Here is a 24825-nt window from a genome sequence, read left to right on the forward strand (position 1 = left end):
GCAGCCATGAGCACGAGATGAACACGGTGCTTCTTATGCCTCTGGACACCGGAAGCGCAAGAAGGGCCCGCCGAAGAAACGGTCGATGTATTACCAGGAGGTTAATTTCGACAGCCGGAGCCTAGCCCATTAACCAATCGACCCCGCCGAGGGGCCCCAGACGTCGGTGAGGGCAAAGCCGTCGGCCAGAGGGTCGAAGGGGTCGAGCGCCACCTGGTGCAGGCCGAACGTGAAGCCGCGGCCGCTGATCGTCGGGATGACGGCGGGACGGCCGGCGACCTCGGTCAACTCCTTCAGCCCCACCTCGAATTCCGAACCGATGATCGAGCGGGATTTCAGCACATCGCCGACCTTGACCTTGCCGCGCGCATGGAGCGTCGCAAGATTGGCGGAATTGCCGGTGCCGCAGGGCGAGCGGTCGACACGGCCGGGCCACATCGTCGTGCAGGTGCGGATCGCGCTGTCCGGATCGACATCACGGAACATGACATAGGCGACGCCGGAGATTGCCGGGATGTCCGGATGGACGACGGGAATGCACCGGTTGATCTCCTCTTTCAGGATCATGCCCGCCTCGACCAGGCCGCGGGCATTGGCCTTGTCGATGGTGAGGCCGATCTGGCCGACATCGACCAGCGCATAGAAGATGCCGCCATAGCTGAGGTCAAAGCTTATGCGGCCCCATTGCTCGGTCTCGAGGCTGACGTCCAGTTCATGAACGAAGGACGGCACCATGGTGAGCTTGACCCGCTCGCAACGGCCGTCGCGGCAGGTCGCGGTTGCCGTCACGAGGCCGGCCGCCGTGTCGAGCACCACCGTCGTTTCCGGCTCGGTCATCTCGACGATGCCGCTTTCGAGCAGGGCCGTGGTGATGCAGATCGAATTCGATCCCGAACTGGCATGGGCCTGGTCCGGCTGGAGGATGACGAAACCGGCATCGGCCTTGGGATTCTTGGCCGGCAGCAGCAGGTTGACCGAGCCGATCGGCGCACCGCGCGGTTCGAGCACGAGAAAGCGGCGCAGTTCCTGGCCCTTCGGGTCGTTGTTCAGCCAATGCAGTTGTTCGGCGATCGTCTCGCCGGGGATCTTCGGCACGCCGCCGACCGCCACCTTGCCGATCTCGCCCTCGCAATGAACGTCGATCAGTTGCAGCGTACGCTTCCATCTCATGGTCTTGCTCCGTCCGTCAGGAATTCGTGTCACGACGCGACAGCGCCGCCAGAAGTTCGGGGTTTGCCGCATCCTTGCGGGCGAGTGCGGCAAAGGCGGCGGCGCGGTCGATCAGGACACGTTGCGCGCGCAGGGCGGCGACCGCCTGCCTCCTGTCCACCCTGGCAAAACGCAGGCGGCTGCCGACCGGGGCCTGGCCGAGCCGCCAGAGATCGGCCTCGATCACATGGGCGATCTTCGGATATCCGCCGCAGGTATTGGCCTCGGCCAGCTGGATGATCGGCTGGCCGGACGGCGGCACCTGTACGGTGCCGGGCATGATGCCGTGCGAATGCAGTTCGAGCTTTTGCCGGAGCGTCAGTTGGGGGCCGGACAGGCGATAGCCCTGGCGATTGGCATCCTCGGAGACCTGCCATGCGGCGGCTTCCAAGGCATCGACCGCCGCCTGATCGAAGACGTCATACTCCGCACCCGGCAAGACGCGAATGGGAACCTCCTCCCCGATGTCGGCGGCACCACGGCCGATCGTCTCGGGATCGAGCCCGAAACCCGCCGGCAGGTCGCCGAGCGCGGCCGGCGCAAAGCCTGCCTCCAGCCGGTCGCCGCGGCGCAAGCCCCTGCCCTTCAGCCCGCCCCAGCGGCTCTTGAGGTCGGTGGAGGCCGAACCGAGCACGGGGGGAACGATCAGACCGCCGGCAATGGCGAGATAGGCGCGGGCACCGCGACGCGGCAGACCCAGTTCGAGAATATCGCCGGCACTTACGGGCAGCGCCCACCAGGATGGATAGCGAATACCGCCCAGCGTGACCGGCAGATCCGCACCGGTCACCGCCGCCAGCCCAGCCCGATCGAAGCGCAACCGGAAAGGAAAGATCGCTACCTCTATGGCGGCCGCGTTCGGATCATTGCCGACCAGCCGGTTGGCGAGCTCCAGCGCCGGTGCATCCATCGCACCGGAGCGTGAAACGCCGGCGTCCAGATAGCCGAAGCGGCCGAGGTCCTGCACGCAATTGGCCGCGCCCGTCGTCAGGATCTCGATCATGCGCGGATCTCCTTGACGACAAAACGGATACGGTCCCCGGCGCGAAGGGCGGCAGGCGGCTCGCGCAGCGGATCGAACAGGTGAAAATCGGTATGGCCGAGAATATGCCAGCCGGAAGGGGCGGTGAGCGGCATGATGCCGGCCTGGGCGCCGCCAATGATGACCGAGCCCTCCGGCACACCCATGCGCGGCACCGCCCGCCGGGGCAGCGCCAATCGAGGGTCGAGCCCGGAAAGATAGACGAAACCGGGCATGGCTCCAACAGCGGCGACCGAATAGACGGGTGCCGTGTGCAGCGCGACAAGGCGCTCGATCGTCAGGCCTTTTTCCTGGGCAACCTCGGAGAGATCGCTCCCTTCATTGCCGTAGACGACCGGAATGTCGAGCAGGCGACCGGCCGCCGGTGCGGCAACCGTCTTCGTCCATTCGGCAAGAAGATGGGCTTCGAGACTGTCCGGATCGAGGCCAAGCGGGTCGAACACGACAATCAGATTGTTCATGCCGGGCGCCACCTCGCGGACGCCGGGTAGTGTCCTCAGCACATCGGCGAACACCCAGATGCGCTCCTGCAGCGAAGGATCGAAAACCGGGCCGGCGACATCGAAAAGAAGGGCTCCCGCCCCTTCAGCACTAACCTTCGGATTGTCGCCGTCTTGCCGCATGCCCCGCCTTCATCCCTGTCCTTCGCGTCGTGATATATCAGAATGTGGTGGAGACCCAAAGCATTTCTTGGGCTCTCCATTGTGCTTCGGCGCCGGCTCGACCTACTATTCGTAAGAACCGAAGCATCAGGAGCGTAAGCGGCATGGCACTCAGCGTCGATCTCAATTCCGACATGGGCGAAGGCTTCGGCGCCTATCGCATGGGCGACGACGAGGCGATGCTGTCGATCGTCAGTTCGGCCAATATTGCCTGCGGCATGCATGCCGGCGATCCCGACATCATGGCTTCGACCTTTGCCATCGCCAGGTCCAAGGGCGTGGCTGTCGGCGCCCATCCCGGCTTTCCCGACCTCTGGGGCTTCGGGCGGCGCAACATTCCCTTCTCCGCCGGCGAGATCGAGCGGCTGGTCGCCTATCAGATCGGTGCCGCGCAGGCGCTTTCGATCTATGCCGGCCATCCGATCACCCATGTCAAGGCGCATGGCGCGCTCGGCAACCTCACCCAGCAGGACGAAAGCGTGGCGCGCGCGGTCAACAATGCCATCAAGGCGGTCGATCCGTCGCTCGTCTGCCTGACCATCGCGCTTGGCCACCAGGAGCGGCTGGCGCGCGAGATGGGGCTGACCTGCCGCTCCGAGATCTTCGCCGACCGTGCCTATACCGACGAGGGCTTTCTCGTGCATCGCAGCCAACCCGGTGCCGTGATCCACGACGCGCAGGCCGCAGCGGAGCGGGTGGTGCGCATGGTGAAGAACGGCGCGATCGAGACCGTGACCGGCCGAACGATCGTCACGCCGGTCGATTCGATCTGCGTCCACAGCGATACGCCGTCCGCCGTTTCCATCGCCCGGACCATCCGCGAGACCCTTGAATCGCAAGGGATCGCGATTGCCAATTTCCTGCGCTGAAGGGGACGACATGGATCTCGCGACGATCGAGCGACTGATGCAGATGCTGGAGAATTCCACGCTCAACGAGCTGGAGGTGAGCGAGAACGGCATGCGCATCCGCCTGGCCAAGACCGCGACCCGCAATGGTGGCGCCCCGCCCTCGCCGTCGCTGCGGCGCGACACGCCGGAGGCCATGGCGGCGGCGGAGATCGCAGCCTTGATGGCGCTGCCGGAAATTGCCGAGACGGATGAAGCGGTGATCGTGGCCGGCCTGTCGGGCACCTTCTACCGCGCGCCCGCGCCCGGCGCCGAGCCCTATGCGCAGGAAGGGGACCTGATCGAGGAGGGCCAGACGCTTGCGCTCATCGAGGCGATGAAGATGCTCAATCCGGTCGAGGCAACCCGCGGCGGCCGTATCGCGGCCATTCTGGTCGGCGACGGCGAGCCGGTGACGCCCGGCATGCCGCTGATCCTCCTCGCGCGGGATTGAGCCTATGTTCGACAGCGTGCTGATTGCCAACCGAGGCGAGATTGCCCTGCGGATCTTGAGGGCCTGCCGCGACCTTGGCCTTAAGACCATTGCCATCCACTCGGAAGCCGATCGCAATCTTCGTCACGTGGCACTCGCCGATCAGGCCTTGTGCATCGGGCCGGCACCTGCGGCGCGGAGCTATCTTGACGGTGCTGAAATCCTGCTTGCCGCGCAACTGACGGGAGCCGGTGCCATCCACCCCGGCTACGGCTTCCTGTCGGAGAATGCCGACTTCGCCGAAATGGTCGAACAGGCCGGCCTCACCTTCGTCGGCCCGCCGTCTGCGGCGATCCGGGTGATGGGCGACAAAGTCGCCGCCAAGCGGGCGATGATCGCCGCCGGTGTGCCCTGCGTTCCCGGACCCGACAGCGCTCTGCCGCAGGACGCGGCCCGCATCGCGGCGATCGGCGCGGAAACCGGCTATCCGCTGATCGTCAAGGCCTCGGGCGGCGGTGGCGGGCGCGGCATGCGGATCGTCCGCGATCCCGACGCCCTCATCGGGGCGGTCCAGATGGCGCGCGAGGAGGCCGGACGGGCGTTCGGCAATCCGGAAGTCTATGTCGAGCGCTTCCTCGAATTTCCGCGCCATGTCGAGATCCAGGTTCTGGCCGACAGTCATGGCAATGCGATCCATCTGGGCGCCCGCGACTGTTCGATCCAGCGCCGTCACCAGAAGCTGATCGAGGAGGCGCCGCCGCCGGGCATAGATCCGGCCGCCATCGACGCGATCGGCCGGCGCTGCGCGGCGGCGTGTCTTGCCATCGGCTATCGCGGCGCCGGTACCTTCGAGTTCCTCTACGAGGACGGCGCATTCTACTTCATCGAGATGAACACGCGGATCCAGGTCGAGCATCCCGTTACCGAAGAAATCACCGGCGTCGACATCGTGCGCGAACAGTTGCGCATCGCCATGGGCGAGAGGCTCGAAGTCGCGCAGGACGCCATTCGCTTCGACGGCCATGCCATCGAATGCCGGATCAATGCGGAACACGCCTTCAACTTCACGCCTTCGCCGGGAAAGGTAAGCCAGTTCATCGCGCCGGGCGGGCCCGGCGTTCGGCTCGATACCCATCTTTATCCGGGCTATGAGATCCCGCCGAACTACGACTCGCTCATCGGCAAGCTGATCGCGCATGGGCCGACGCGGGACGCAGCGATCGCCCGCATGCGCCGGGCGCTGGGCGAGCTCGCCATCGAGGGCGTGGAGACGTCGAGCGCGCTTCACCTGGCACTGCTGAGGGAACCGGGCTTTACCGCCGGCGGCATCGACATCCATCATCTCGAACGGCTGATGGCCGACGGTTTCGGGAGGTCATGATGGGGAATGAATGGATCGAAGCCGTGATGGAGCTGATGCGGCGCCACGGTATTGCGGAATTCGAATACGAGGATGCCGAGCGGCATGTCGTCGCGAGCGAGGGCGCGATCCTGGAGGGCGACCAGCCCTTGAACCAACCGGTATTTCACCAACCGGACCATGCTCCCCGCGCCGGCGAAACGCTTCTCGCTCCGCATATCGGCATGTTCCGTGCCACCCACCCCCGCGACGCGGAAGCTGCCGCGCTGCCGCGGCTGGTCAGACGTGGCGAAATCATCGGTTATCTGAAGGCAGGCGCCCTGCTGCGCCCGGTCCTTGCGCCGTCGGATGGCGTGCTGTCGCGGCAGCTGGCTGACGAGGGCGTGCTGGTGGGCTACGGTACAGCCCTATTCGAACTGCACACCGTCCGGCCTTGAGAGCGCTTCGGCCCTCAAGGCCGTGACGGGATCAAGGCGGTTCCGGCGGCACCGATCGTATTGCCCGCCGAACTGCCGAGCTGCAGCCATTGCTGGCCGTAATTGCGCCGTGTCCGCGGGTCGAAGATCGAGATCGGCGCGCTGATCACCGTGCTCGCCGCCTGGCCCACGGTGGTACCGGCTCCGATCGCCACGGCGCCGAGGCTCTCGCCGAGACCGGCGGCAGAGTCGGTCACCGCCTGGCCGGCGATCAGCCGGTCGCCGATGAGGCGCACGACCTCGGGGCTCTCGGCAAACTTGCCGTGATTGAGCGGATCGCCGGATTTCAATTTGGTCAGGTCGAGAACGGTGATCCCGGCCGCCTCCAGCTGGCTGCGATAGGGCTCGGTGCTGGGGTCGATGTGGCCAAGCCGCTCGACATTGCCGGAAATCCGTTTCGACAGGGTAAGAGCGCGATCGTCGCGCGAGACGAACAGGGTGAAATGCGGCGCCTTGCCGGCAATGGACTGGTATTGCTGGCCAAAGACATCGACGTCGAGATCGGGGGCGGCCAGGATGACATTGCTGATCTTCGGATCGATCCGGCCGTTGCGGATCGCCATCTGGCGCAGCGCCTCGACCGCGAGCCATGTGCCCATGGAATGGGCCATGACCGTCACTTCGCCGACCGCCGGATTGCGGGCGATCTGCGTCAGCAGGTCCTCCAGCGCGTCGCGTGAATAATTGGTGCTTTCCTTGTCGTAGTTATAGTCGAACAGCGAGCCGCGTGACGGCCAGGTGAATACCACCGGCACGACGTCGGCCTTGGAATCATGCACGATCTGGGCGAAGCGATAGACGGCTTCCTCATAGAGGTTGTTGAAGCCATGGACGAAGACGAGCACGCGCCGGCTCTTCGGAACATGGGTCTTGAGCCAGGCCTCACCCTCCTTCTCGTCGCCGATCGGATCGACCGCGACCGTGGTGAAGTCCTTCTGCGGATCGGCAGGGAGGCGCTTCGGCCACTGGACCTGGCCGATCTCGCGCTGGCCGTCGGGCGGGATGGAGATCGTCACCGCATCGATCATCAGGCCGGTGCCGCGCTCGCCGGTAAAGAGGATCGCCTTGTCCTCAGCCGGCGCCCTCGTCGTCGCGGCGATCAGTTCGACCTTGGTCGTGCCGTTGGCCACGTGATTGGTGGGCTCCATCACGCCGATCGGCCGGCCGGCACAAGCCGCCAAGACAAGCAGCAGACCGGCCGCCATCGTCGCGCGGCGGAAAACCGCTGCTGTGCCTGCGCCCCTTGGCCGCGGTGATCCGGCCTTATCGATGCAATGCGGATCCACGACTTCTCCAACGCCCAGGCTTGACAGCTACGCCTGGCGTCATACCGGGCTTCAAGCCCGGTTTCCAGCCCCTCGCCTTCCAGGCTCCGGCTTTGGCGTCAGGCGGAGGCGAGTTGCCCGCGGGTCCAGTCGACGATCTGCCGCGCCGACATGGCGCCGGAGACCCGGCCGACCTCACGCCCGCCCTTGTAGAGCAGCATGGTCGGGATGCCGCGAATGCCGAGCCGCGAGGCCAGTTGCGGCTCGTTTTCCGAATTCAACTTGATCAGCCGCACCTCGGGCTCCAGGACGCCGGCGGCCTCCGCGAAGGCCGGCGCCATCATCCGGCATGGGCCGCACCACGGCGCCCAGACGTCCACCAGGACCGGAATGTCGCTGCGGCTCATCTGCTTGTCGAACGACGCGGCATCGGCATCGGCCGGATGCGCATCGAACATGGCCCGGCCGCACTTGCCGCAGCGCGCTTCGGAAGCCGGACGATCGGCAACCAGGCGATTGACGGCAGAACACTGCGGACAAACGATCTTTTTGTCTTCTTGCATCTTGCGTATTCCTGCGGTTTCAAGCCCCATCGGACGGGTTCACGGGCTTGACAATATATTCGGAATAACGTAGATACGCAAGAATGAAAGTTGACCCTGACTCCATGCAGGATGCCGCCGACGATGCGAGCGAGTTGCTGAAGGCGCTCGCGAACCGTCACCGGTTGCTCATTCTCTGCCAACTGATCGACGGCGAGCGTTCGGTCGGCCAACTCGCCGAATTCCTCGGCATTCGCGACTCGACGGTCTCGCAGCATCTGGCGCTTTTGCGCCGCGACAGGATCATCGCCGGCCGCCGCGATGGGCAGACCATCTGGTATCGGATTGAAAGCGAGCCGGCGCGCAATGTCATCGCCGCGCTCTACGGCAGCTTCTGCGCCGTCTAGACCGGACCACCGCCAACCGCACCCAAGCACAAGCCTGCATGACGACCCGCCTCAGGCGGGCCGCATCGTGCCCTTGTCGCGCAGGTTCGCATGCCAGGAAAAAGCCTCCTCGAGCACATGCGGCGTGTGGCCGCCCCGTTTGACGGCGCGATCGTAATAATCCTGCAAAGCATCGCGATAGGCCTTATCGACGCAATTGGCGATGATCACCGCCGCCCGTTCGCGCGGCGCAAGGCCGCGCAGGTCGGCAAGACCGACTTCCGTCACCAGGATGTCGGTATCGTGCTCGGTATGATCGACGTGGCTCACCATCGGCACGACGGAGGAGATCGCGCCGTTCTTGGCGGTGGACTTGGTGACGAAGATCGACATGAAGGCGTTGCGGGCGAAGTCGCCCGAGCCGCCGATGCCGTTCATCATGTGCGTGCCGCCGACATGGGTCGAATTGACATTGCCGTAAATGTCGAACTCCAGCGCGGTGTTGATGCAGATCAGGCCGAGGCGCCGGATCACTTCCGGATGGTTGCTGATCTCCTGCGGGCGCAGCATCAGGTGGTGCTTGTACTCGGCCAGACGCGGCAGGACCTTCTGATACATTTCCGCCGACAGCGTGATCGACGAACCGGAGGCAAAGGTCAGCTTGCCCGAATCGATCAGTTCGAAGGTCGAATCCTGCAGCACCTCGGAATACATCTTCAGGTCATGGAAGGGCGTGTCGATGAAGCCGTGCAGGACCGCATTGGCGATCGTGCCGATGCCGGCCTGCAGCGGCTGCAGTTCGTAGCCCAGGCGACCCTGCTTGACTTCGTTGACGAGGAATTCCGTCAGGTGGCCGGCGATCGCGCGGGTATCGTCGTCCGGCGGCTGGATGGCGGCCGAGCTGTCATGCTTCTCCGAAACAACGATCGCGACGATCTTTTCCGGCGGGATCGGAATGAAAGGCAGCCCCACCCGGCTTTCCGGCGTGACGACCGGGATCGGCATGCGGGTCGGCCGGCGCGACGGAATGTAGATGTCGTGCAGCCCCTCGAGCGTGACAGGCTGCGACATGTTCAACTCGACGATGACCTTGTCGGCGAGGATCGCGAAGCTGGCCGAATTGCCGACCGATGTGGTCGGCACGATGCCGCCGGTCTCGGTGATGGCGACCGCCTCGATGACGGCAATGTCCACCGGCTTCAGCTGCTGGGTGCGCAACTGCTCCACGGTTTCGGACAGGTGCTGGTCGATGAACATCACCTCACCGGCATTGATCGCCTTGCGCAGCCCCGGATCCGACTGGAAGGGGATGCGACGCGCCGTGACATGGGCCTCGGCCAGGGTCTTGTCGAGATCATTGCCGAGCGAGGCGCCGGTCATCAGGGTGATCTTCAATGGATGCGACCTGGCCCGTTCGGCCAGGGCCATCGGCACCGCCTTGGCCTCGCCGGCGCGGGTGAAGCCGCTCATGCCGACCGTCATGCCGTCCTTGATACAGGCCGCGGCCTCCTCGGCGCTCACCAGCTTGTCGAGCAGCGGCTTAAATCTGATCCGGTCACGCAGCATGATCTATCCTCATGAGAAAACGCAGGCCCGATCCAGCTTGGTCGGACAGAGGCCATGGCTTAACGGCGCTCGCGGAGTAAACGCAATCATTCTTCCGTCGCATTGCACGATTGGCTGCCATGCGCTTTTCGCATGGCTAAAGTCTCGGGCGAGACGCGTGGAGATGGCACGCCGACCGTCCGCTCCAATTCGGCCAGATGGTGTCGGGCGCCTACCCGCCCCTGCTGATGGGAGCATCGAGAACGCAGAAAGATCGGCCTGGGCCGATTATGGTGGGCGACCGATTGACCGAATATCCTTGTCGCGAGAGAGTGCCCTGATGGATCGTCTGCTGAAAAGGCCGAAACGCGCGACGGAAGGATGGCTCAGGTGCGTCTGCGCCGCGGCCGTTCTCCTTGCGGTGGGCGTTGCGCCGACCTGGGCGGAAGATGGAACGAGCGCCTTTCCATCCACGGAGGAAGGCCTCGACGAGATGTTTCCGCCGACACCGGAGGATGCCTATCCGATGTCGGACCCGGAGCCTCCGCCAGATATTCTCGGGCCGTTCATGCCCCCTCCACTGGCCGGCACATCCGATCGCCCGGTTCGTGACGACCGCTCCGTGGAGCAGCGCATCGCTGACTCCGCAAAGCACCAGAACGCGCTCATCGAACAGATCAAGGCGCTGCTGAAGCAGAGCAATGTTTCTATCGTTCCACCACCGTCCTACGAACTTGAATGCAACGAAGATCCGGTCGTCGAACTCCTGACCGAGCAATTGGTCCAGTCGTATGTGAAGCAGGGCGGCGATCCGGAACTGGGCCTTCTCGAACAACTGATCACGGTGCGCAGGGAGCTTGCCATGCTCGGCGTCGAGCCGGCCGACAGCTACCAGGCGCAACTCGCCAATCGGCTGCTAGTGAAAGCGCAGACACTGATCAAGACCTATGGCAGCCAGCGCGACAAGGTCCTGGCGATCCTTGGCCTCGCCCACAAGGCCGCCAATGTGCTCCAACTGCTCGGAGATTCGGCGATCGAGCAGAAATTTTTCGGCGAGATCACCGGATGGCTGTCCAAGCTCGTCCCGGGCATGCTCAAGGACATCAGGACGCAGCATGACTACCGGCTGGTCAATGCGGTCTTCACCCTGACCCGCGTGATCAACTCGTCCGGGAAGCTGAGCGGACAGGCGGACCCCAGCGAAATCCTGCGGCAGATCGAGGCGGCGATGCGTTTCGACCTCTCGCTGGCGCTCGAGGCGTCGGGCGGGGCCCACGAGTGGTCTCTCAAGAGCGAGTTCGCGCTCACCCCGACGCTGGCTGCCGGCAAGAACAAGCTGCTCCAGCTGATGTATGTCGGCGAGGGCCAGGGAACCTATGCCAGCTACGTCTACAAGACCGGCACGCAGACGATGCAAGCCCCGGATTTTCCGGTGATGGCCAAGGTCACGGACTTCGATCCCTGCAAAGGCACAGCGGTGCTCTTTCTCGACCGTTTCTTTGCGCAGGAGGGCGAGACCTATCTGCGGAAGGACACGACGAACAAGGCACCTATCGTCTGGGCGGCCTTTGCCAACATCTTTCGCGTGCAACAGGTCGACCAGGGGTTCGAATTCGAGCTGCCGGTCAAGACAAAAACCGAAAAGGCGGTCGATACCGTCTTTGATCAGAGCGCCAAGGGCTTCACCGGGAAGTTCACGGTGAAGCTGACCCACAAGCCTCAGTGAGAGGTTGTTGAGCCATAACCGGCCCAGCGCTTACGTCGGCTCACAGCTAGTCGCACGGCGTCAAAAGCGCCAAGCAATCCATAAATCTGATTGAAGGAAAATGGCGCACCCGAAGAGATTCGAACTCCTGACCCCCAGATTCGTAGTCTGGTGCTCTATCCAGCTGAGCTACGGGTGCGTACCGGTCCGACTGTCGTCGGCGGCGTGGCGATCCTCTAAAACGTGCCGCGCAGGATTGCAAGCACCTTTCGGAAAAAAGAGTCATTTTGCCGTCACATGTGTCAGCCGACCGCGTCCATCGACTGCGTATCGTGACGATCGCCGGGTCAGGCGCGGGCCCGCCAATCGTCCAGCGCCACGGGGCGATCAGGAATTTCGATGCGGAACAGCGTGCCCGGCCCCGGCTTCTCCACAAGCGCGATGGTGCCGCCATGGGCGAGCACGAGTTCGCGGGCGATCGCCAGACCGAGACCGATGCCGCCCGAGCGAGCCGAGCCGCGGAACGGGGTGAACAGGTTTTCCCGCGCCTTGGCCGGCAGACCGGGGCCGGTGTCGTCGATGGTGATGGCGACGACGCTGCCGATGCGCTGGGCGGACAGGGAAATGCGACGCAGGGCGCCCGGATCGTCGATGCCGTGATTGGCCAGCGCCTGAACGGCGTTGCGGCAGATGTTGTGGATGACCCTGAACAATTGTTCGCTGTCGGCCTCGACCTCGATGTCGCCGGCAACCATGTCGACGAAATCGATCCCGCTGTCGGGGTCGATCGCGAGAATGTCGCGCACTTCCTGGCAGACGTCCGCCAGCCGGAAGCGGCGGCGCCGGGGCTCTGCTTCCGAGGCCTGCCCGAAGGCGAGCACCTCGTTGGTATAGCCGACAGCCCGGTCAATGGTGCGAACCAGCTTGGGCGCGAACCCTTTGACCATCGGATCATCGACATCGACGAGGCGGTCGGACATCAGCTGCGCCGAGGCGAGAATATTGCGCATGTCGTGATTGATCTTCGACACCGCCAGTCCGAGATCGGCGAGATTGCGCTGCTGTTTCAGGGTCTTCTGCAGCTGTTCCTGCATCATCGCGAGGTGCCGGCCGGCGAGCGCGATCTCGTCGTCGCCGGGCGCGGGCGCCAGGATGCGGGCTGGATCCTCCGGGTATTCGGCAAAGGACTGCATGCTCCGCGTCAGCCGGCGCATCGGCCTGATCATCATGCGGTTGATGGCGATGTAGATCAGCGAGGCGGTGATGAGTGAAATCATCAGCGATACGGAAAAGACGTTGCGGGCATAGGCCAGCATGGCCTGCCTCAGGCTGTTCTCCTCCATCACCAGTTCGATGATCATGTCGCTTTCGCCGACCGGCCCGTAGACGCGCAGTACGCGGTCGCCGCCGAGCAGCAGCGTATAGAGTGCATCGCCGATCGACTGCAGGGCCGGCACGTCGGACAAATCGTATTTCGCGTCCACCTGCGGCGGCATGCCGTCGACCGCCAGAAGCCTGGATGTCCCGTCCTTGCGCAGCACGATCGCCTTGGTGCCGGTCGCCATCAGCGTGTCATCCTGGACGTCGCGCGGCAGTTCCGCCGGCTGCAGCCCGTCGATCACGACGCCGGCCGCTGCGGCCGTGTTCAGCCGGTCTTCCAGCCAGCGCAGGCGCATGGAGGCGACCGACGGCACGAAGATCAGCACCTCGGCGAGCATGACGAAAGCCATGGTCAGCCACAGAAGCTTGCCCGACAGGCCGCGCAGCCGATGCGGCATGACCGATGGCCCCGTCGATCCGGCCTGCCGACCGGTTTCGGTCAGTCGCGCCATCGTCCACTCCCGTCGCTCTCGTCCGGAACGGACGCTGCTGCGAACCGTCGGACACTTCAAAGTGCAACTATATTAGCGGACATCGAGAATTTGGCCAATGGCATCGCGGTCATGGCCTGTCCCTCGTCGAGACGACCGCGGACACGGAAACGCCGCGACCCTGAGGTCGCGGCGCCCAAGAAATCGATCCGGTTCTGGCGGCAGATCAGAACTCTTCCCAGCTTTCCGTTTCCTGGACCCTGGCAGTGGCGGCCCGGCCGCCACCGAAGGCCTTCGCCACGGAACCCATCATCTGGCGTGCCGGCGACGGTGCGGGCTTGTGCTGCGAAGGCTTGGCGACGACGGGGGCGGCATGGGACCGCGTTTCCTCACCGATGCGGAACTGGGCGACGAGGCCGGCCAGACCGTTGGCTTCGCCCGACAGCCTGTGGGTGGCCGCCGAAGTTTCCTCGACCATGGCCGCATTCTGCTGCGTCACCTGGTCCATCTGGTTCATCGCGGTGGCAACCTCGGCCAGACCGGTCGACTGTTCCTTGGCGGCCGAGGCGATCGAATGGATATGGTCGTTGATCTTGAGGACGCGAGCCTCGATCTCCGACAGGGCCTCACCGGTGCGCTGCACCAGCTTGACGCCGCCTGACACTTCCTCGCCCGACTTGGTGATCAGCGCCTTGATGTCCTTGGCCGCGTTTGCCGAGCGCTGAGCGAGCTCGCGTACCTCCTGGGCAACGACCGCGAAGCCCTTGCCGGCGTCCCCGGCACGGGCCGCCTCGACACCGGCATTCAGCGCCAGGAGGTTGGTCTGGAAGGCGATTTCGTCGATGACGTTGATGATCTGCGAAATCTCGCGGGAGGCCTGCTCGATCCGACCCATGGCGCTGACCGCGTCGGAGACGACGATCGCCGACTGGGCTGCGCTCTCCTTGGCTTCGCTGACCATCTGGCTGGCTTCCTGGGTCCGCTCGCTCGAGCCGCGCACCACGACGGTGATCTGGTCGAGGGCGGCCGAGGTTTCTTCCAGCGCGGCGGCCTGCTGTTCCGTGCGCTTGGCGAGATCGTTGGTCGCCGTGGTCATTTCATCGGTATTGCCGTTGATGGTGTCCGTCTTGGTGCGGATATCCTTCATCGTCTGGCGCAGGCGCTCGAAGGTCGCATTGACATTGGTCTGCAGCTCGGCAAACGCGCCGCGGAACTCGCCCCGCATGCTCTGCGTCAGATCGCCGGACGACAGGCTGGCAATGACCCGGCGCGTTTCGGAAATGCCCTGATCGACCGAGGACAGCAAGGCGTTGATGTTGGCTGCGAACTGGTTGAGGTTGGCGTCGCCGTAGTCCTTGTCGATGCGCTGGCCGAAATCGCCGGCGGCGGCAGCCGCGACAACGACCGACATGCTCGACTGCAGATCGTCGCTCTTGGCGCGCATCGCGCTTTCCTGGGCGTTCATCCGCTGCACGGCCAGACCATTCTGCTTGAACACAGCGACGGCGGCGGCCATTTCGCCGATTTCGTCGGCGCGGCCCTCATAGGGGATATCCGTGGCAAAATCGCCGTCGGCCACCTTGTTCATCGCCGCGGTGACGTTGCGGATCGGCCGGCTCAGATGGTTGACGCCGATGTGGATACCGAGGCCGGCACCGACCAGGACAGCAACGGCCGTAAAGCCGGTGATCAACGAGAGCATCAGGGCGCGGAACGCGTCGAGCGAGCTCATCAGCTCGGCCAGCTTGGCCTTGTCGGCGTCGACCACGGCATCGATCTCGGCCTGGAAGGCCTTGCGGTTGGCGCGGTTGCCTTCATTGTTGCCCTGCTCATTGGCGGCTGGAGGCCCGACCTCCCGACCCAGACGAACCGTTTCGGAGCGGAACTGGCGGAACTCGGCCGCACGCGCCGTCATCGCGTCAAAGGCCGCGAGTTGCTCCTGCGGTACCAGAGGCTTCCAGCGAGCAAGGACCTCGTCCATCAGGTCGAGGTTCTTCATCAACCCCTTGGCGAAGCCCTCGGCCTTTTCGCTGCTGGCGGCGCCATAAATGCCGCGCGCCTCCATCACGACGCCGGTCACCAGACGGTTCAACCGTTCACCGAGATAGACGCGCTCGGAGGCGACGCCCACTTCATGGGACTTCGCCCCATACTGCGTCGTCACGAAAATCCCCATCGCGCCGATGAGCACAGCCGCCAAACCGAGTATTGCCACCAATGTATAGATCTTGCCGCTGACTTTCACGGACTTGCTCCTCAAACAGAAGGGAGCCTGATCTGCCCCCGGATATTGAGGAATTTAGCAATCGCACGTTAACGAACCATTGATTGCTAAACTACGGTTGCTTCGCCCCCTTTGCCCCGCATCAGACCTGGAGAGCGACCGCATATCCGGGGATTTTTCCGGAATTTCCCGCTCGGGCGAACGGCATTGACCGCCCCCGGGTGTGAAAGCCCTCTCCGAGGCGACCGAACGTGGTTAATTGCGGATTGTTAGTTTTCGCCTAGCCTTTCGTCATAGGCCTCGACGGCGACAGCTGCGGCAATTGACTCCCGGCTTCTTCGTCCGTATAAGCCGCGCACGTCCGGACCGAAAAACCCGCAACGACGGGTGGAAAGCCGTGCGCAATCCAACGCTCTTGCAGAAATGCAAACCCAAGAAGGGCCGCACACCGCGGTATTAAATAAATGACGAAGCGTACCTTTCAACCTTCCAAGCTTGTTCGCAAGCGCCGCCACGGCTTCCGTGCGCGTATGGCCACCAAGGGCGGCCGCAAGGTTCTCGTTGCTCGCCGCGCTCGCGGTCGCAAGCGTCTCTCGGCCTAAAGGCCGGGTTTGCCCGGGACCGGGCGAGTGACTGAAACCAAAAAGAAACAAACTGTCGGGCGGCTGAAAAGCCGGCCGCAGTTTCTTGCCGTTCGCGCCGGCGAAAAGCGCAAGGGCGGGTTGTTCCTCCTCGAGGTTCTCGACCGTCAGCAGCCCGACACCGAGCCCAGGGTCGGTTTTACCGTTACCAAGAAGCATGGCAACGCCGTCGAGCGCAACCGCATGCGCCGCCGCCTGAAAGAGGCGGTACGACTGAATGCGGCGTTTGCAATGCAGCCCGGACACGACTATGTCATTGTCGCCCGCAGGGAGGTGCTCAACGCACCCTTTGCGCGGATTGCCGCGCAATTGGCCGAACGGATCAAGACCAGACCAAAACACTTACGGTCCCCCGCGACCGATTCCAGGAAAGTATGATGCAAAACAACCGCAATTACTTCATCGCGATTGCCCTGTCTGTGCTGATCGTCCTCGGCTGGCAGTATTTCATCATGGGTCCCCGGATCGAAGCCCAGCGGGTGGCTGAAGAGGCACGCCTTGCCCAGCAGGCCCAGACGACCCAGGCGCAGACGGACACCGCCGCTCCTGCGGGCAGCGTCTCCGGCAACCTGCCGGGCAGCAGCGCCCAGGCGACCGCCGAGACCAACCGCGAAGAGGCGATCGGCAAGTCGGAGCGCGTAGCGATCGACACCCCGGCGCTTGTCGGCTCGATCAACCTGTCCGGCGCCCGCTTCGACGACCTGAAGCTCAAGGAATATCGCGAGACCGTCGACCCGACGAGCCCGATCATCACGCTGTTCAACCCGGCGGACACCAAGGACGGCTATTTCACCGAACTGGGCTACATCGCCGGCGAGAATGCCGGTGCGGTTCCCGGTCCTTCGACCCCCTGGGCGCTCGCCGAAGGCGACAAGCTGACCCAGGCGACGCCCGTCACGCTCTCCTTCACCAACGAGACGGGCCTGACCTTCCTGCGCAAGATCTCGGTCGACGAGCACTACATGTTCACCGTCGAGGACACGATCAAGAATGCCGGCACGGCCGCCGCTTCGGTCGCACCCTACGGCCGCATCACGCGGTACAACAAGCCGACCACCGCTTCCGTCTACGTTCTTCACGAGGGGTTCCTCGGCGTTTTGGGTGCTGAGAACGGCCTGACCGAGGAATCCTACGGCGATATCGAGGAAGAATCCCTGGCGGGAGCAAAGGCCACCGGCGGCTGGCTCGGCATTACCGACAAGTATTGGGCAGCCGCTCTCGTTCCCCAGCAGACGCTGGCCTTCGAAAGCCGTTTCTCGCATTTCACCGATGGCCAGCCGCGCTATCAGGCAGACTTCAAGAACGATGCCGTCAGCGTCGCGCCGGGCCAGGACGCCACCGTCAAGCAGCTGGTTTTCGCCGGCGCCAAGGAAGTTCCGGTGGTCGACAATTACGAGGCCGCTTATTCCATCCCGAAATTCGACCTGATGATCGACTGGGGCTGGTTCTACTTCATCACCAAGCCGATGTTCACGATGATGGACTATTTCTATCGTCTGGTCGGCAACTTCGGCGTCGCCATCCTGCTCACCACGATCGTCGTCAAGGCGATCTTCTTCCCGCTCGCCAGCAAGCAGTATGCCTCCATGGCCAACATGAAGCGCATGCAGCCGAAGATGGAAGAGCTGAAAGTCAAGCACGGCGACGACAAGATGGCGCTGCAGCAGGCGATGATGCAGCTCTACAAGGAAGAGAAGATCAACCCGGTGGCGGGCTGCTGGCCGGTGCTCTTGCAGATCCCGGTGTTCTTCGCTCTCTACAAGGTGATCTACGTCACCATCGAAATGCGCCATGCGCCGTTCTTCGGCTGGATCCAGGACCTCTCGGCGCCGGATCCCACGACCTTCGTCAACCTGTTCGGCCTGCTGCCGTTCGAAGGTCCGACCTTCCTGCATCTCGGCGTCTGGCCGATCATCATGGGCATCACCATGTGGCTGCAGATGCGGATGAACCCGACCCCGCCGGATCCGACCCAGGCCATGCTGTTCAACTGGATGCCGCTGATCTTCACCTTCATGCTCGGCAGCTTCCCGGCCGGTCTGGTCATCTACTGGGCCTGGAACAACACGCTGTCGATCGCCCAGCAGTCGATCATCATGAAGCGCCAGGGCGCCAAGATCGAACTGTTCGACAATATCAAGGGCATGTTCCGGCGAAAGCCGACGCAGACGAAGTAAGCCTGAAAGCCCCGGTTCTCCGGGGCTTTCCTTTATGTCCAAGACCTTGCGAGCTTCGATGGCCGTCCCAACTTCCTCTCCCCTCCCGGCCCACCGCCCCTGGCTCGGAATTGCCCTGGTGCTCGGCTCCGCCCTGGCCTGGAGCTATGGTGGGGCGATCCAGCGCTTCATCGGCCTTAACGATGGCTGGGCGATCGTCTTCTGGCGTTGCCTGTTCGGCGGCCTGTTCCTATTGGCCTTCATGCTGATCCGTGACGGGTTTGCCGGGACGATCCGGCTGTTTAGGGCGATGGGATGGCCCGGGCTGATGGTCGCCGCCGGCTTCGCCGCAGTGTCGACCTGCTTCGTGCTGGCCGTCAGCATGACGGCGGTTGCCAATGTCGTGCTGTTCATGGCGGGCATTCCGCTGTTTGCGGCGCTGCTTGCCCGCGTGGTGCTTCGCGAACCGATTACCGCCGTGACCTGGGGCGCCATCGGCGCCGTGATCATCGGCGTGGCGATCATGGTGTCTGCATCGATCGGCGAAGGCGGCTCTCTGCTCGGGCTCGCCCTTGCGGCCTCCATCCCCGTCATCTTCGCCTGCATGACGGTGCTGACGCGGCGTCACCCGGATATCCGCATGACGCCTGCCGCCAGCACGGGCTGCTTCATCGCGGCCGGGATTGCGGCCACCCAGGCAGGTTCATTTGCCGTCGGCGCTCAGGATCTTGCCTTGCTGTTTGCCTTCGGCGCGCTGAACCTCGGGCTCGGCATGGCGATGTATGTGACGGGCGCGCGGATGATCCCGTCGGCGCTTGCAGCACTGCTCGGGACTACGGAGATGATCCTCGCGCCGGTGTGGATGGTTCTCCTGCATCAGGAGGTTCCCTCCGGCCGCACCATGATCGGCGGAGCTATCGTCCTTGCGGCCCTGTTCACCTATCTTATCGGCCACAGCCGCAACGATCCGGGACCGCGCGTGCCGCCTGCGTCTTGACTTTGCCGGTCAAAACCCGGATTTCACAGGGCATGCGAAAGGCGATCCCATGACAAGCAACAACCAGAAGACCGATCAGCCTCTGTTCGGCCGTCCGTGGATCTTCATCCGCGGCGTGCCGTCGATGAAATTCCTGCCCCCCGAAGGCCCGCTCGAGGTGGCCTTTGCCGGACGTTCGAATGTCGGCAAGTCGTCGCTGATCAATGCACTGGTCGGTCACAAAGGCCTGGCCCGCACGTCCAACACGCCGGGCCGGACCCAGGAGCTCAACTATTTCGTTCCCGAAGGCTATTCGGGCGAGGCCGGCGACCTGCCGCCGATGGCGCTGGTCGACATGCCCGGCTACGGCTATGCCCAGGCGCCGAAGGAACATGTCGACGCCTGGACCAAGCTGGTTTTCGACTACCTGCGTGGCCGCGCCACGCTGAAGCGTGTCTATGTGCTGATCGACAGCCGCCACGGCATCAAGAAGAACGACGACGAAGTGCTCGACCTTCTCGACAAGGCGGCGGTGTCCTACCAGATCGTCCTGACCAAGACCGACAAGATCAAGGAAGCGGGCGTGCCGCGCCTGATCGCGGAGACGCTGGAGAAGATCAAGAAGCGCCCGGCCGCCTATCCCTTCGTCCTCGCGACCTCGTCGGAAAAAGGAAATGGCCTCGACGATTTGCGCGCGGCAATCCTCGAGGCCATCGGCCAGGCGACCTGACGCAGTACGCCCGGCCTATACATTGCCCCGCCCGAGGCGGGGCAGGCGTGTGGCTCAGGCCTTCGGCAGCAGAACCTTGTCGATCACGTGGATCACGCCGTTCGACTGCTTGACGTCGGCGATGGTCACGGTGGCCACGCCGCCGGTCTCGTCGGTGAGGGTGATCTTGTCACCATCCATCTTGGCCTGCAGCGTGCAGCCGCCGACCGTCTTGACCGGATGGGTGCCGCCGTCATCGGCGATCATCTTGCCGACCGCGGACGACATGGCTTCGGCCGCCACGACGTGGCAGGTCAGGACCTTGGTCAACTGATCCTTGTTCTCGGGCTTCAGCAGCGTATCGACCGTGCCGGCCGGGAGCGCGTCGAAGGCGGCGTTGACCGGAGCGAAGACGGTGAAGGGGCCAGCGCCGGAGAGGGTTTCGACCAGGCCTGCAGCCTTGACGGCGGCGACCAGCGTCGTGTGGTCCTTCGAATTGACGGCGTTTTCGACGATGTTCTTGTCTTGCGCCATGGCGGCGCCACCGACCATCGGGTTTTCGGCATGGGCGGCGACGGTACCGGCTGCGAGTGCGACGGCAAGGGTGAGCGGGCGAAGGGTGGTCTTGAACATTTCGGTTTCCTCTGTCCTGGTGTTCTCGATCCGTCCTCGGCGGCAGGATTGCCATCCGGGCGGTTGTTTCGATCCCGTTGTCGGGAACACTACAGAGGACGAGGGTTCGAGCGAGGAAGTTTCAGGCGCCGCGCAAAAATCGGAAGAAAAACTTTAAACAACTGATATTTCTAATTTTTTTCATTGACTCCGGTGAACCGAGGCGACCCGCTCGTCACAGGTGCGCCGGTCCAAGCGCGATGACCGGACCGGTCGCCTGGCCGGTCGGGGAGCCGCCGAAGGGCTCGAGGCTGACGGCGAGAATGACACCCTCGGCAAAGCGGTCGCGCAGGGTATCGGGGACGATGATCTCCCCTTCCCCGGTCTGCGGCAGGACGCCCAGCGAACGCGGTGCCGCCTCGCCCTCGATCAACCAGAGTTCCAGCGATTTCTGCTGCTGCTCGCCGGTTGCGACCGGCGTCACCTGAAGCCTGCCGGATCCGCTGTCGTAGCGCGCGACGAGGCTGATGACACTGTCCTTGCCGGCAAGTTCGGCGACCAGCGGCCGGCCACCGGCCGAGCGGTCCCAGAGCCCCGCCTCGGTTCCCGCCAGAACGGCGGCGACGGCGACGCCGGCAAAGGCCAGGCCACGCCAGAGGGCGAGCGAGTTCCACAGGCCACCCAACGCCGTCCACGACGGATTCCGACGTGGCTGGCCGTAGATCTTGCTCTCGATCCTGGCAAAGAGCGCCTCAGGCGGCAGTTCGACGCCGTAATCCTCGTTGAACTGCGAGAGGTTGTCCTCCCAGCGGCGGACGATGGTGGCGAAGGACTGGTCGTGGCGCAGCCGTTGCTCGACCTGCAGGCGATCCTCGACGCCGAGCACGCCGAGCACATATTCGCCGGCGATCACTTCGTCGCGGGAACGGTCACCCTTGCTCTGGTCTGGCGTCGTCATCCATGCACTCTCTTAATTTCAACAGGCTGCGACGCAGCCATGTGCGCATCGTGTTCAGCGGCACCGCGAACCGATCGGCCAGCTCCTGATAGGACAATCCCTCCACATAGGCATGCCTCACGGCGCGCGCCCGGTCAGGATCCAACTCTTGCAGACAGGTGTCAATCCGCCTTCCTTCCGATCGCAGCAACGCGCTCTGCTCCGGGTCGGCCGCGCTGTCGGCGAGGTCGACAACCGTCTCCAGCTCTTCCGCCGGCGGGCGCCTCACCCTCAGACGGTCGATGCAGTGATAGCGGGTGATCGCCGCCAGCCAGCCCATGGCACCATTTCCCGACGAGGCGAAGCTTTCGGCGCGCTGCCAGATCTTGACGAAGACATCCTGCAACGCCTCCTCGGCATCGGCCCTGTCTCGCAATATACGAAGGCAGATGGCAAAAAGTTTCGGCGAGGAACGGATGTAGAGCACGGAAAATGCGGAGCGGTCCTTGAGCGCCACCCGGCTCAGCAGTACGGCGATTTCGTCGCTAGGCATCGGCTTTCGGGCCCTCTCCTCCAGACAGCACTCCCCCCGGGCGCAATTTCGTCGTGTCCTAACGGTGTCTACGCCGTCCGTTCATCACCGGATCATCGGCGACGCATATCTTTGCCCGGATTATTCCATCGCGGACGATCTTGCGTTAAAAGGCCGCGAACCAATCACGAGGGCATCCGATGACGGCATCCGAAAGCGAAACCCAGGCGCGGCTCCTTGCTCAGGCCCTGCCCTTCATGCAGCGCTACGAGAACAAGACGATCGTGGTGAAATATGGCGGGCACGCCATGGGCAATGCCGAACTCGGCAAGGCGTTTGCCGCCGACATCGCGCTTCTGAAGCAGTCGGGCGTCAACCCGATCGTCGTCCACGGCGGCGGCCCGCAGATCGGCGCCATGCTGACCAAGATGGGCATCGAATCGAAGTTCGAGGGGGGCCTGCGCGTCACCGACCAGAAGACCGTCGAGATCGTCGAAATGGTGCTGGCCGGATCGATCAACAAGGAGATCGTCGCGCTCATCAACCAGACCGGCGAATGGGCGATCGGCCTTTGCGGGAAGGACGGCAACATGGTCTTTGCTGAGAAGGCCAAGAAGACCGTCACCGATCCGGATTCCAACATCGAGCGCGTGCTCGACCTCGGCTTCGTCGGCGAAGTGGTGGAAGTCGACCGCACGCTGCTGGATCTGCTTGCCAAGTCCGAAATGATCCCGGTCATCGCACCGGTCGCACCGGGCCGCGACGGGCACACCTACAATATCAACGCCGACACCTTTGCCGGGGCCATCGCCGGGGCACTGCGGGCCACCCGCCTGCTGTTCCTCACCGACGTGCCGGGCGTGCTGAACAAGGATGGCGAACTGATCAAGGAACTCTCGGTCGCCCAGGCGCGCGCGCTGATCAAGGACGGTACGATCTCCGGCGGCATGATCCCCAAGGTCGAGACCTGCATCGACGCGATCAGTGCCGGCGTTCAGGGCGTCGTCATCCTCAACGGCAAGACGGCGCATTCGGTACTCCTGGAAATCTTCACCGAACACGGCGCCGGAACGCTGATCGTTCCCTGATCGAGGCTTTGCCGGGCTGACCCCAGGCGGTCAGAGGGCAAACAGCCCGACCGGCCGCATCTTCCCTTCGTGGCGCAGGAGAAGTTTCTTGCGCCACAGCCCGCCGCCATAGCCGGTCAGCGAACCGTCGGAACCGATGCAGCGGTGGCACGGGATGACGATGGCAATCGGATTGGCGCCATTGGCCTTGCCGACCGCGCGCACCGTTTCCATTCCCCCGACATTCCTGGCGATATCGCCATAGGAACAGGTTTCGCCGAGCGGCACCTTCAACAACTCCGCCCAGACCTTCTGCTCGAATTCGCTGCCGGCCGGTGACAGCGGCAGGGTGAAGTCAAAGCGTTCGCCGGCGAAATAGGCCTTGAGCTGCCGACCCGTTGCCGTGGTGATCGCATTGCCGGTGGCTATGACATCGCCGCCGAGACGGCGGCGCTGCCGCTCGAGCCTGTCGGCCGGCGATCCGTCATCCTCAAATCCGAGAACCCGCAAGTGCGTGTCGTCGGCGACGGCAACCAGGTCGCCAACGGGACTGTCGAACCACTCGCAGAACAGCGTTTCCGTCACGTGAGCCAGACCTCCCGCTTGTCGAGGAAGGAATGATAGTGGCTTGGCCAAGTCGCCGCAATCGGTGAGCACGGACGGAGACCAAGCGAGCACTTAGACGACGAGCAGCAGCAGGACGCCTGCGACGATCAGAACGCAGCCGGCGACCTCAAGGCGGTTGATCCTTTCCTTGAAGAAGAAGACCGAGGAGGCAAACGTGAAGAGCATCTCGACCTGGGCCAGCGCCTTGACGACGGCCACCTGCTGCAGGGTTATGGCCGTGAACCAGCCGAAGGAGGCGGTCGCGCCGACGAAGCCGACGAGAATGCCGATCTTCCAGGCGGAACCGACCCGGCGAAGCTCGGCGCGGTCGCGCCACAGCATCCAGAAGAGCATGGCGAAGGTCTGCACGAGAATGACGACGACCAGCGTGTAGCTCGCCTGCATGACGCTGTCGGGTGCGGGCAGGCTCGGCTCAAGCGCAAGCGAGGCGGAACGGTAGGCAATGCCAGATATGCCGAAGAACAGGCCCGACAGGAGGCCAATCAGCGCGGTACGGCTGACCACCGAGGTAAACAGCGCCGACAAGGTCAGCGTCGTGCGCGCCACCGAGATCAGCATGACGCCGAGCACCGAGACGAGAATGGCCATCAGGGTCGGGACGGTGATCGTCTCGCCGAACAGCACCAGCGCGATCAGAGCGGCCTGGGCCGGCTCGGTGCGCGAATAGGCGGTGCCGACGGCGAAGTTGCGGAACGAGAAGAGGTGGACCAGCAGGAAGGTCGCCGAGATCTGGGCAAAGGCGCCGATGACCGCCCAGAAGGCGAAGGCGCCGTCCGGCACCGGCAGCGGCCGACCGAGGCCATAGTGCAGCACGGCCAGATACACGAGCGCGAAGGGCACCCCGTAGCCGAAGCGCACGAAGGTTGCGCCCGTCGTGCCCATTCGGCCTTTCAGGTGCTTTTGCAGGACGGAGCGCAGATTCTGCAGGAATGCGCTGGCGAAGGTGATGAGGATCCAGGCGGGCATGGCTGAGCTGTTAGCACCAGGCAAGGAGGAGCGAAAGTCGGTGTCCGTGCGAAAG

General features: G+C 64.0%; 25 protein-coding genes and 1 tRNA gene. 12 read left to right on the forward strand and 14 right to left on the reverse strand.

Features of this window, described 5'->3' with window-relative positions:
- Positions 1–129 precede the first annotated feature (129 nt).
- From DYZ14_RS00100 to pxpB, 3 genes are read right to left on the reverse strand one after another with little or no spacing between them, the layout of a single operon-like run.
- Positions 130–1170 (reverse strand): 4-hydroxyproline epimerase, encoded by a 1041-nt coding sequence (locus DYZ14_RS00100; protein WP_154718790.1) that lies wholly within the window; start codon positions 1168–1170, stop codon positions 130–132.
- 16 nt (positions 1171–1186) lie between these two features.
- Entirely contained in the window at positions 1187–2212 is a 1026-nt protein-coding gene (locus tag DYZ14_RS00105; protein WP_154718791.1) for a 5-oxoprolinase subunit C family protein, read from the reverse strand.
- Positions 2209–2874 carry a 5-oxoprolinase subunit PxpB gene (gene pxpB / locus DYZ14_RS00110; protein WP_154718792.1) on the reverse strand — a complete coding sequence of 222 codons (666 nt, stop codon included), beginning with the start codon at positions 2872–2874 and terminating at the stop codon, positions 2209–2211. Before pxpB ends, DYZ14_RS00105 begins: the two co-directional genes overlap by 4 nt.
- Before the next feature lie 143 nt (positions 2875–3017).
- Between pxpB and DYZ14_RS00115 the strand changes: the two genes are divergently transcribed.
- From DYZ14_RS00115 to DYZ14_RS00130, 4 genes are read left to right on the forward strand one after another with little or no spacing between them, the layout of a single operon-like run.
- Positions 3018–3782 (forward strand): LamB/YcsF family protein, encoded by a 765-nt coding sequence (locus DYZ14_RS00115; RefSeq protein ID WP_154718793.1) that lies wholly within the window; start codon positions 3018–3020, stop codon positions 3780–3782.
- A 10-nt stretch (positions 3783–3792) separates the two neighbouring features.
- A complete protein-coding gene (locus DYZ14_RS00120; protein ID WP_154718794.1) occupies positions 3793–4254 on the forward strand; it encodes an acetyl-CoA carboxylase biotin carboxyl carrier protein in 462 nt (153 codons plus the stop codon).
- A 4-nt stretch (positions 4255–4258) separates the two neighbouring features.
- Positions 4259–5614 carry an acetyl-CoA carboxylase biotin carboxylase subunit gene (gene accC, locus DYZ14_RS00125; protein WP_154718795.1) on the forward strand — a complete coding sequence of 452 codons (1356 nt, stop codon included), beginning with the start codon at positions 4259–4261 and terminating at the stop codon, positions 5612–5614.
- A complete protein-coding gene (locus DYZ14_RS00130; RefSeq protein WP_154718796.1) occupies positions 5614–6030 on the forward strand; it encodes a hypothetical protein in 417 nt (138 codons plus the stop codon). The genes accC and DYZ14_RS00130 overlap by 1 nt, the downstream gene beginning before the upstream one ends.
- 14 nt (positions 6031–6044) lie before the next feature.
- Here DYZ14_RS00130 and DYZ14_RS00135 read toward each other — a convergent pair whose 3' ends face one another.
- Together DYZ14_RS00135 and trxC are read right to left on the reverse strand one after the other, a co-directional pair.
- Positions 6045–7274 (reverse strand): alpha/beta hydrolase, encoded by a 1230-nt coding sequence (locus tag DYZ14_RS00135; protein WP_154718797.1) that lies wholly within the window; start codon positions 7272–7274, stop codon positions 6045–6047.
- Positions 7275–7453: 179 nt separating this feature from the next.
- Entirely contained in the window at positions 7454–7897 is a 444-nt protein-coding gene (trxC, locus tag DYZ14_RS00140; protein WP_154718798.1) for a thioredoxin TrxC, read from the reverse strand.
- Between the two features lie 83 nt (positions 7898–7980).
- On the opposite strand from trxC, the gene DYZ14_RS00145 reads away from it, so the two are divergent.
- Positions 7981–8283: an ArsR/SmtB family transcription factor gene (locus DYZ14_RS00145; RefSeq protein WP_115668601.1), complete on the forward strand. Its 303-nt coding sequence runs from the start codon at positions 7981–7983 to the stop codon at positions 8281–8283.
- A 51-nt stretch (positions 8284–8334) separates the two neighbouring features.
- Here DYZ14_RS00145 and DYZ14_RS00150 read toward each other — a convergent pair whose 3' ends face one another.
- Positions 8335–9828 (reverse strand): acetyl-CoA hydrolase/transferase family protein, encoded by a 1494-nt coding sequence (locus DYZ14_RS00150; protein ID WP_154718799.1) that lies wholly within the window; start codon positions 9826–9828, stop codon positions 8335–8337.
- Positions 9829–10147: 319 nt separating this feature from the next.
- Between DYZ14_RS00150 and DYZ14_RS00155 the strand changes: the two genes are divergently transcribed.
- Positions 10148–11533: a hypothetical protein gene (locus DYZ14_RS00155; protein WP_154718800.1), complete on the forward strand. Its 1386-nt coding sequence runs from the start codon at positions 10148–10150 to the stop codon at positions 11531–11533.
- Positions 11534–11634: 101 nt separating this feature from the next.
- On the opposite strand, the gene DYZ14_RS00160 is transcribed toward DYZ14_RS00155, so the two are convergent.
- The 3 genes from DYZ14_RS00160 to DYZ14_RS00170 form a co-directional block, all read right to left on the reverse strand.
- Positions 11635–11711 (reverse strand) — tRNA-Arg (locus tag DYZ14_RS00160).
- Positions 11712–11859: 148 nt separating this feature from the next.
- Positions 11860–13290 carry a sensor histidine kinase gene (locus DYZ14_RS00165; protein WP_232365416.1) on the reverse strand — a complete coding sequence of 477 codons (1431 nt, stop codon included), beginning with the start codon at positions 13288–13290 and terminating at the stop codon, positions 11860–11862.
- A 259-nt stretch (positions 13291–13549) separates the two neighbouring features.
- Positions 13550–15568 (reverse strand): methyl-accepting chemotaxis protein, encoded by a 2019-nt coding sequence (locus DYZ14_RS00170; protein ID WP_154718802.1) that lies wholly within the window; start codon positions 15566–15568, stop codon positions 13550–13552.
- A gap of 443 nt (positions 15569–16011) precedes the next feature.
- Here DYZ14_RS00170 and rpmH point away from each other — a divergent pair, with 443 nt between their 5' ends.
- From rpmH to yihA, 5 genes are read left to right on the forward strand one after another with little or no spacing between them, the layout of a single operon-like run.
- Positions 16012–16149: a 50S ribosomal protein L34 gene (gene rpmH, locus DYZ14_RS00175; protein ID WP_115668606.1), complete on the forward strand. Its 138-nt coding sequence runs from the start codon at positions 16012–16014 to the stop codon at positions 16147–16149.
- A gap of 27 nt (positions 16150–16176) precedes the next feature.
- The gene (gene rnpA, locus DYZ14_RS00180; protein ID WP_115668607.1) at positions 16177–16566 is read left to right on the forward strand and encodes a ribonuclease P protein component; all 390 of its coding nucleotides are present in this window, start codon (positions 16177–16179) and stop codon (positions 16564–16566) included.
- Positions 16566–18365: a membrane protein insertase YidC gene (yidC, locus tag DYZ14_RS00185; RefSeq protein WP_154718803.1), complete on the forward strand. Its 1800-nt coding sequence runs from the start codon at positions 16566–16568 to the stop codon at positions 18363–18365. Before rnpA ends, yidC begins: the two co-directional genes overlap by 1 nt.
- Before the next feature lie 58 nt (positions 18366–18423).
- Positions 18424–19341, forward strand: coding sequence for a DMT family transporter (locus tag DYZ14_RS00190; RefSeq protein WP_154718804.1), 918 nt, complete (start codon positions 18424–18426; stop codon positions 19339–19341).
- Positions 19342–19390: 49 nt separating this feature from the next.
- The gene (gene yihA / locus DYZ14_RS00195; RefSeq protein WP_115668610.1) at positions 19391–20050 is read left to right on the forward strand and encodes a ribosome biogenesis GTP-binding protein YihA/YsxC; all 660 of its coding nucleotides are present in this window, start codon (positions 19391–19393) and stop codon (positions 20048–20050) included.
- Between the two features lie 54 nt (positions 20051–20104).
- Here yihA and DYZ14_RS00200 read toward each other — a convergent pair whose 3' ends face one another.
- The 3 genes from DYZ14_RS00200 to DYZ14_RS00210 form a co-directional block, all read right to left on the reverse strand.
- A complete protein-coding gene (locus tag DYZ14_RS00200; protein WP_154718805.1) occupies positions 20105–20662 on the reverse strand; it encodes a fasciclin domain-containing protein in 558 nt (185 codons plus the stop codon).
- A gap of 214 nt (positions 20663–20876) precedes the next feature.
- On the reverse strand, positions 20877–21599 hold the full coding sequence (locus DYZ14_RS00205) for an anti-sigma factor (RefSeq protein ID WP_154718806.1): 723 nt from the start codon (positions 21597–21599) through the stop codon (positions 20877–20879).
- Positions 21571–22131, reverse strand: coding sequence for a sigma-70 family RNA polymerase sigma factor (locus tag DYZ14_RS00210; protein WP_154718807.1), 561 nt, complete (start codon positions 22129–22131; stop codon positions 21571–21573). The genes DYZ14_RS00205 and DYZ14_RS00210 overlap by 29 nt, the downstream gene beginning before the upstream one ends.
- Positions 22132–22310: 179 nt before the next feature.
- Here DYZ14_RS00210 and argB point away from each other — a divergent pair, with 179 nt between their 5' ends.
- Positions 22311–23198, forward strand: a complete 888-nt coding sequence (gene argB / locus DYZ14_RS00215) for an acetylglutamate kinase (RefSeq protein WP_154718808.1) — start codon at positions 22311–22313, stop codon at positions 23196–23198.
- Between the two features lie 30 nt (positions 23199–23228).
- Here the strand turns inward: argB and DYZ14_RS00220 are convergent, their stop codons facing one another.
- A complete protein-coding gene (locus DYZ14_RS00220; protein ID WP_195949766.1) occupies positions 23229–23762 on the reverse strand; it encodes a methylated-DNA--[protein]-cysteine S-methyltransferase in 534 nt (177 codons plus the stop codon).
- Between the two features lie 93 nt (positions 23763–23855).
- The gene (locus DYZ14_RS00225; RefSeq protein ID WP_154718810.1) at positions 23856–24770 is read right to left on the reverse strand and encodes an EamA family transporter; all 915 of its coding nucleotides are present in this window, start codon (positions 24768–24770) and stop codon (positions 23856–23858) included.
- Positions 24771–24825: the final 55 nt, after the last annotated feature.

Origin of the sequence: Ciceribacter sp. T2.26MG-112.2, from assembly GCF_900492205.1 — a bacterium.
Taxonomy (GTDB): Bacteria; Pseudomonadota; Alphaproteobacteria; order Rhizobiales; family Rhizobiaceae; genus Allorhizobium; species Allorhizobium naphthalenivorans_A.